Origin of the sequence: Rhodococcus sp. 66b, assembly GCF_002076325.1 — a bacterium.
GTDB classification, from domain to species: domain Bacteria; phylum Actinomycetota; class Actinomycetes; order Mycobacteriales; family Mycobacteriaceae; genus Rhodococcus_F; species Rhodococcus_F erythropolis.
This window is the reverse complement of the sequence record NZ_MUZB01000047.1, coordinates 1-1,764: the sequence shown is the minus strand read 5'-3', so window position 1 is coordinate 1,764 and position 1,764 is coordinate 1. Positions and strand designations below refer to the sequence as shown.

Sequence of the window (1,764 nt, the reverse complement as noted above, 5' to 3'; positions counted from 1 at the left end):
ATCCGTAAGCGCCACAACATCAACCACCGCACCCGACGCCGGCACCACATACCCAACCAAGCTGTCACCCGACTTGGCCGAAACAACAGTCACTGCAGATGCGGATACCGATGCATCAGCCACCAAAGCCGACTCGATCTCCCCCAACTCGATCCGCTGACCACGCAACTTCACCTGGAAATCGCTACGACCGATGTACTCCAACTCCCCCGACGCATCCCACCGCACCAAATCGCCCGTGCGATACATCCGACCGCCCCCACTGCCATCGGCAAACGGGTTCGCAACAAACCGATCCGACGACATTGCGGCCCGCCCGATATACCCGCGCGCCAACTGAATGCCCGATAGATAAAGCTCGCCGACAACACCCCTTGAAACCGGGTGCAGCCTGGAATCCAGGACTAACAGCCCTGTATTCCACACAGCAGAACCAATCGGGATCGACACGGTCTCGTCCGATGTGACTGCATGGAAGGTCACATCAATTGCAGCCTCGGCAGGACCGTACAAATTCTCCAAGCATGCTGATGGCATCACTCCGAAAACTTCCGCGGCAGTGCCAACTTTCAAGGCCTCGCCACCGGAAAACACCAGCCTCAAGGAAGGAATATTGCTGGCACATTCGGCTGAAATGAATAGGGCCATCATTGCAGGCACGAAGTGCGCGACCGTGACCGCATGCTCCCGGATCAACTTCGCTATGTACTGAGGGTCACGATGGCCATCCGGTTCGGCGATCACCATGCGCGCGCCTACTTGGCACGGCCAGAACAACTCCCAAAGTGAAACGTCAAATGTGGACGGAGTCTTGACCAGCACCACGTCCGACGGGTCCAAATTGTATCGATCCTGGCGCCAAAGCATCTGGTTTACTACGGCGATATGCGATACCAGGACGCCTTTCGGCGTCCCGGTAGAACCGGAAGTGAAAATCACGTACGCAGGGTGACCTCCCCGAAGAGCAGACAGTCGCTCTGAATCGGTGATCGGATCAGTCGAATACGTATGCAGGTCAAGACTGTCAACATCAACCCAGGAAGTCGGCAACTTCGCGTCGAGTCGACCATCAACCGTAAAGTCACGCGAGTACAAGACAACGGCCGGCGCCGCCGTTCGCAAAACATAAGAGACGCGTTCAGTCGGATGCGATGGGTCCAGGGGTACATATCCGCCACCTGCACGAATCACCGCATGGGCTGCGATCACCCAAGATATAGACCGCTCCATGAGCACGCCGACCAGAACCTCAGGTCCAACACCTTGCGAAATCAGATGTCGGGCCAATCGATTGACGCGCGAATCGAATTCGCCATAGGTCAAGCTTTCGTCACCGTAAATCAGCGCAACATCCATCGCGCGCTGAGCCGTACCGACGACATCCACCAATCGCGTCGCGGGCAGTTCCCGACGATTGGCGCGCGATCTGTTGTAGATCTCAATTCGTTCAACACCATCAAGAAGATCGACTTCTCCCACCAGCGCCGATGAATCGTCGAGAACTGTGCGCAGGATGCGTTCGAATCGGGTTGCCATCGAGGCCACCGTCGACTCGTCGAACAGATCCGTCGCGTACGTGAACGTCGCCGCCATCCCGGCCGGGGCACCGGAGTCGTCGAACTGCTCGACCATGGTCAACTGCAGATCGAACTTCGCCGCCACCGCGCCGGTATCGATTCCCGCAACCGTCAGATCGCCAAGTCGAAGCACCGACTGCTCCATGTTCTGGAACGACAGCATCACCTGGAACAACGGATTACGAGC

The 1,764-nt window shown here is 57.5% G+C and carries 1 protein-coding gene; it reads right to left on the bottom strand.

The features are described from left to right. On the bottom strand, window positions 1-1,764 hold a 1,764-nt coding region (locus B0E55_RS31230; RefSeq protein WP_133053484.1), incomplete at both ends, for a non-ribosomal peptide synthetase.